This window comes from Clostridium frigoris (genome assembly GCF_018861865.1).
Classification (GTDB): Bacteria; Bacillota; Clostridia; order Clostridiales; family Clostridiaceae; genus Clostridium_AD; species Clostridium_AD frigoris.
Window position 1 is genome coordinate 1 of the sequence record NZ_JAHLDV010000099.1, and the last position, 6,332, is coordinate 6,332.

At 30.2% G+C, this 6,332-nt stretch carries 6 protein-coding genes and 1 other annotated feature; of the genes, 2 read left to right on the forward strand and 4 right to left on the reverse strand.

What is annotated here, in order from left to right; all coding sequences use genetic code 11:
• Positions 1–208: 208 nt before the first annotated feature.
• Both KPL37_RS18900 and KPL37_RS18905 read left to right on the forward strand, forming a co-directional pair.
• Positions 209–508, forward strand: a complete 300-nt coding sequence (locus KPL37_RS18900; protein ID WP_216151622.1) for a hypothetical protein — start codon at positions 209–211, stop codon at positions 506–508.
• Positions 509–666: 158 nt separating this feature from the next.
• Complete coding sequence (locus tag KPL37_RS18905; RefSeq protein WP_216151623.1) at positions 667–1,152, forward strand: ferritin family protein; 486 nt, start codon at positions 667–669, stop codon at positions 1,150–1,152.
• 117 nt (positions 1,153–1,269) lie between these two features.
• On the opposite strand, the gene KPL37_RS18910 is transcribed toward KPL37_RS18905, so the two are convergent.
• From KPL37_RS18910 to ilvB, 4 genes are all read right to left on the reverse strand, one after another.
• Positions 1,270–2,094 carry a metallophosphoesterase gene (locus tag KPL37_RS18910; protein WP_216151624.1) on the reverse strand — a complete coding sequence of 275 codons (825 nt, stop codon included), beginning with the start codon at positions 2,092–2,094 and terminating at the stop codon, positions 1,270–1,272.
• A gap of 125 nt (positions 2,095–2,219) precedes the next feature.
• Entirely contained in the window at positions 2,220–3,572 is a 1,353-nt protein-coding gene (locus tag KPL37_RS18915) for a citrate/2-methylcitrate synthase (protein ID WP_216151625.1), read from the reverse strand.
• 151 nt (positions 3,573–3,723) lie between these two features.
• Positions 3,724–4,212: an acetolactate synthase small subunit gene (gene ilvN, locus KPL37_RS18920; RefSeq protein ID WP_216151626.1), complete on the reverse strand. Its 489-nt coding sequence runs from the start codon at positions 4,210–4,212 to the stop codon at positions 3,724–3,726.
• A 14-nt stretch (positions 4,213–4,226) separates the two neighbouring features.
• Entirely contained in the window at positions 4,227–5,837 is a 1,611-nt protein-coding gene (ilvB, locus tag KPL37_RS18925) for a biosynthetic-type acetolactate synthase large subunit (protein WP_216151627.1), read from the reverse strand.
• Positions 5,838–5,898: 61 nt separating this feature from the next.
• Positions 5,899–6,134: a binding site (T-box leader), on the reverse strand.
• Positions 6,135–6,332 lie beyond the last annotated feature (198 nt).

Consider the following 6,332-nt stretch of genomic DNA (forward strand, 5'->3'; position numbering starts at 1 on the left):
AGTAGGTGTATTAAACTTACCCAAAATTATAATTCAAACAAAGTAAAGCACCAACAATTCGTTGGTGCTAATGTTTCACTTAATTTGGGACATTTTCAAAAATGATTGACAACTTGCATTTAATTAAATTCAACTTATAGTAACACTTTACTTTATTAATAATATTATATTAATAATAAAGTAAAATCTATATGGGGAGTTGTTTATTATGATTGATATAATTAACTTAAGTTATCCTAGAAAAATAGTAGTTGATAAAATTAATAATCTCATTTTTGAATCAAGAGTAAGTACTATTAAGCTAAATATGAATATTAAAATAATAGGTTGTACTATAGGAATAGTTTTTTTTAGTAAACATCTTGTTTATGCACACACTTCAGTAGAAAACAGTACCAAAATAATTAATTTTTTTAACTATTATGGGCCACCTCTAATCCTTACGGCTACTGATTTTTATAAATTATATATGCCTATAAAAATACATAAGAAAAATGTACAACTGTAAATAGTATATTATTTTAACTAAAATAATGAATTAAAAATAAATATTTAAAATAGTCTTGAATATTTATTATAAGAAAGTTAATATTAGATGAGAGTTAATATTAATTTAAAGACTTTTATACAAAATACTATTAAACAGAAAAGAAGGGGTGCGATCTTATGACTAATACTACTTTTAGTGGTCTTGAAATGTTGAAAATTGCCATACTAATGGAAGAAGAAGGGTACGATTTTTACATTAATGGCGCTAATTATACTAAAGGAAAAACAAAAGAATTTTTATTGGCTGCTGCGGGTCAAGAATTTATTCATAAAGAGAGATTCACAAAACTTTTTAATGATTTAAGTACTGGTAAAGAAATGGATACTACCTATCTCTTTGATATTGAAGTAACAAAATACTTGAAAAATTTAATAGAAAATCAAGTCTTTAATAAAAAAGAACAACCAAAGGATGCTTTCAAAGATTTAAAATCAGCACTTACTTATTCACTTAAAACAGAACAACTTACAATAAGTATTTATACACAAATGTATGAGAAAGTATCTCAAAACAATAATTCTGGGATATTGTCCACAATTCTTGAAGAAGAAAAGTCACATGCAGCATACTTTGCAAAATTACTTAAAGAAATAGTAGCATAATAAGAATTACAGATTATAAATGTATTAAAAAACATAAAGATTTCAAACTGTTACCTATAGTATAATCATTTAAAAAAATGTTTATACTATAGGTTTTTTTACATACTTTGTAGGAGCTTAATCTTCTAAATCAATTTCTACAATTTCCGGAATAGCAAAAAATCTTATAGGAAGTTTTCCATTACCTATGCCATTGGTTAATAATATATCTCTATCTTTCTCATGAATTATTTTCTTACAATACATTTGACCATATTTAGAAGATGTATATGGCGCATATACTCCAAAAAAAGTTACTTGACCCCCATGAGTATGACCTGCAAAACCTAAGTCATAATTAATAACATTTTTATAATCACTGAAAAAATCTGGGTTATGTGATATAGCAATAGTAAAATTGGTGCTAGTTTTTTTTAACACATTGGCATCTGGAATTCCCTCAAGTAAATCATCTACGCCTATTATTTCTATAGTATCTCCGCCCTTACTAATCAATTCCTTCCTATTTTTAAGTATCTTAAAGGAATTTGAATTAAGTTTTTTTAACAAATACTCTTTCCCCCTAAAATAATCGTGATTTCCAAGGACTGTAAAAATTCCTAACTTAGCTTTTAATTTTTTTAGAACTTGAATCTCCTTATCTAAATACTTACTTACATCCCTCTTACTTTTTACTGAAATGTCTAAATAATCTCCACCTATTATTATAATATCTGGCTCTATTTGATTAATTTTATTAACTATATTTAATAATCTCTTGCTACTAAAACCCCTTCCATAGTGCATATCAGATATAAAAATTATTTTAAAATTGTTAAATCCTTTTGGTATCTTGCTGTTTTTAATTATAATTCTTCGAACTCTATAAACTTGAGCTTCAATTAAAGCCCACAATATAAAAATAATAAATAATCCTGTTAAAATATTAAATTCATTAATCATAAATTTACTCCCTTTACAAATCTATATTTCAATTAATAATTTTTGTCAATAAAAGAAGGATAACTTCTCTGTCACTATGACAGTTTGGTTGTCCTTCTTTTTATTGTTTAGATAGTTAAAATGTATTATTCTCTATCGTTTAATGGAACATAATTACTAATTCCCGAAACACATTTATATGCAGGTCTAATAATCTTACCATTGTTTATTATCTCCTCAAGCCTGTGAGCACTCCAACCAGCTATTCTTGCTACAGCAAAAATAGGAGTAAACATCTCATCCGGTATTCCAAGCATTCTATATACAAATCCTGAGTAAAAATCTACATTAGCACTTACACCTTTATAAATCTTTCGAACACTTGCAATTACAATAGGTGCTAGTTCTTCTACCCTAGCATAAAGGTTATATTCCTCCTCTAAACCTTTCGCCTTTGCAAGTCTTCCAACGTATTTTTTAAAAATAACAGCTCTTGGGTCAGATATAGAGTAAACAGCATGCCCTATTCCGTAAATTAGTCCTGTTTTATCAAAAGCCTCTTTAGTTAGTATCTTTAATAAATATTTTTCGATTTCTGCATCATCTTTCCAATCACTTACGTTCTCTTTAATATCTTCAAACATTTGAACAACTTTTATGTTTGCACCCCCATGTTTGGGCCCTTTTAAAGAACCAAGTGCAGCAGCTATTACTGAGTAAGTATCTGAACCAGATGATGTTATTACATGTGTAACAAATGTAGAGTTATTACCACCACCATGCTCTGCGTGAAGCACTAATGCAAGGTCAAGTATTGTAGCTTCAAGTTTAGTGTACTTACTATCATCACGAAGCATGTACAATATATTCTCAGCTGTACTTAACTCCTCAAGTGGGCTACGAATAATTAAATTGTTATTGTTATGATAATGTGATAGTGCCTGATAACCATAAACCACCATTAGTGGGAAACAAGCAATAAGCCTCATGCATTGCTCTAAAACATTACTTGCAGATGTATCCTCAGCTTTATCATCTATGCTATAAAGTGCTAATATACTTCTTGCTAGCGAGTTCATTATATTTTTACTTGGCATTTTGAGTATCATATCACGAACAAAGTCATCTGGAAGACTTCGATATTTAGAAAGTAAATCTGTAAAATTTTTAAGTTCTTCTTTCCTCGGAAGCTCACTAAAAAGCAATAAATAACAAGTTTCTTCAAATCCAAAACGACCATCTTTCAGAAAACCATCCACTAAATTATCAATACTTATGCCTCTATATTTTAAAACACCTGGAGCTGGAATTGTCTTATTATTTTTAATGATAGAAGCATTCACTTGACTAATTTCCGTTAAACCCACAAGCACTCCACGACCATCAACATCTCTAAGTCCTCTCTTAACTTCATATTTAAGAAATAACTCTGGTTCTATAAAACCGCTCAACTTTTTAGGAATTGTTTTTTTAAACTGAATCAATTTGCTGTTCTCCATAATATCTCCTCTCCCCAAGTAGTACTAATAACTTTCTACTATATTTTTATAAATTTTATTCTTAATTAGTAACAATTCAATAACACTCTATACTATATTACACTATATTACGTATCAATACATAAAATCTTGAAAATATTGTAGATTATTACTAATCCATTTCTGATCGTCTTTGCAAAACTGCAAGTCCTGTACGAACAACTTCTTTAATTCCGTAAGGCCTCATTAATTCAATAAATGAGGATACCTTATCCTCGTCTCCAGTTATTTCAATAATCATGCTCTTTGTATTCATTTCTACAATATTGCATTTAAATATATTTACCGTTTCTATAATAAAAGATCTAGTGCTTTGATCAATAGTCACTTTTATAAGTGCCACTTCTCTAGAGACCGATTTTTCAGGACTTAACTCTAATATTTTTATTACATCTACCAATTTATTCAATTGTTTTACAATCTGTTCAGTGATTTGTTCATCTCCACCAACTACAATTGTCATACGCGAAATACTAGGATCATCCGTAATACTAACCGTTAAACTATCAATATTATAACCTCTACGTGTAAATAAACCGGCCATTTTGCTTAGAACCCCTGGATGGTTTTCAACTAAAATAGATAAAATGTATTTATTCATAATTTACACTCCCTTTATAACGTACTCTCTTCTTCACTTACAATACATTCTATTAAAAAAGTTTTGTTACTAACCATCGCTTCCTCAATAACCCCTTTTAATTCTGAATTAGCGTTAACTCTTTTCCCACAAAATCCATAAGCTTCTATAAGTTTCACAAAATCAGGATTTTCACATAAACTCACTCCGTAAGTATTTTTATATACATTGCTTTGATACTCGCGAACCATGCCAAGATTTGAATTATTAAATAATAAGAATATTATATTCAAATGATTTTGTTTTATAGTTCCAAGTTCAGACATACTCATTTGAAAACTTCCATCCCCCATTACTGCGACAACACGTCTATTGGGAAAAGGAAACTTACAGCCAACTGAGGCAGGTATGGAGTATCCCATTGTTCCAAGACCCCCACTAGTTAAAAATCTTCTGTTACCCACCATATCAAGATAATGGGAGGTCCAAATTTGATTTTGCCCTACATCTGCAGTAATCAAAGCATCTTCTTCTATCATTTGTGATAAAAGTTCTAAAGCATATTGTGGATTTACTTTTTCGCTTGAAGGTCTAATTTTAACATATTCATTTTTCCAAGTCATAATTTGATCCATCCACACTTTTGTATCAATTTGTGTTACTCCATCAGTAAGTTCTTGTAATATTTTTTTACAATCCCCAACTACAGGAATAAGAGCACTAAGATTTTTACCTATCTCTGCTGGATCAACATCAATATGAATAATATCTGCCATTTTTCCAAAACTCTTTGATCCACCTGTTGCTCTATCTGCAACTCTTGTACCAACAAGAATTAGAACATCAGCCTCAGCTACAGCTTTATTTGCATATTTAAAACCATGTGAACCAATTAATCCAACATTGTAAAAATATTTTGATGGAATTCCATCCTTACCCATTAATGTGTGTACCATTGGAATCTTAGATTTTTCTATAAACCTTATTAACTCCTTTTCAGCCTTGGCAGACATAACTCCACCACCCACACAAATAAGAGGTTTACTGCTACTTTTAATCTTCTCTATTGCCTTTCTTATTTGTCTTTTATTTCCATTTATAGTAGGTTTATATCCTCTTATGCTAATTTCACTTGGATATTCAAATTCAATTTCAGTATTTTGAATATCTAATGGTATATCCACTAGTACAGGACCTGGTCTTCCTGTTTTTGCTATATAAAATGCCTCTTTCATAATTCTTGGTATATCCTTTGCATCTTTAACTAGATAACTATGCTTTGTAAAAGAGTCTGTTGCCCCAATTATATCCGCTTCTTGAAAAACATCTTTTCCAATTAAATCTGTTCGAACTTGCCCAGTTATTGCAATCATTGGTATAGAGTCTGCGTATGCAGTTGCAATACCCGTTATAAGATTAATAGCTCCAGGCCCTGAAGTTGCAATGCATACTCCTATAGACCTTGTTGACCTAGCATACCCACTAGCACTATGTCCTGCCGCCTGTTCATGTCTTACCAATATATGTTCTATATCAGACTTCCTCAATGCTTCAAATAAAGGCCCAACTGGAACTCCCGGATAACCAAACACTATTTTCACCTTTTCTTCTTGTAAACATTTAATTATTGCTTCCGCAGCTTTCATTTTTGTACCCCCTTCAATTTTTTTAAATTAGAATTTTGAGTATAAAAAAAAGACCTCATCCCATTGGGGCGAAAAGTCTATCGCGGTACCACCCATTTTATATCTTGATTTTATAACGATGTATAATTTATATACACCGGCGCGGCTTACCCTATATGGTTTATATATAATATATAAACCATATAATTTCAGCTTACAACTCAAGGGTGAGTTTCAACATTAACCATTTATGGGTTTACACCATCCCCACTCTCTTAGAATATGAAGAATGTCTACTTTCCCTATCACAGTTTTCACAATATTCAAATTTATTTTCTACGTTTTAGAACATTATACTTTATGGCCCTTTTTTTGTCAATATTTTTTTGCAAAAATTCTAATTTCTTATGATCCGTTTATGATAATGTCCTAGTATACCATTTTTGATTATGTCCCAAACAGACAAAAATATAGTGTAGAATTACCTCATAAGAATTTATAAATGAGGTGTTCGTA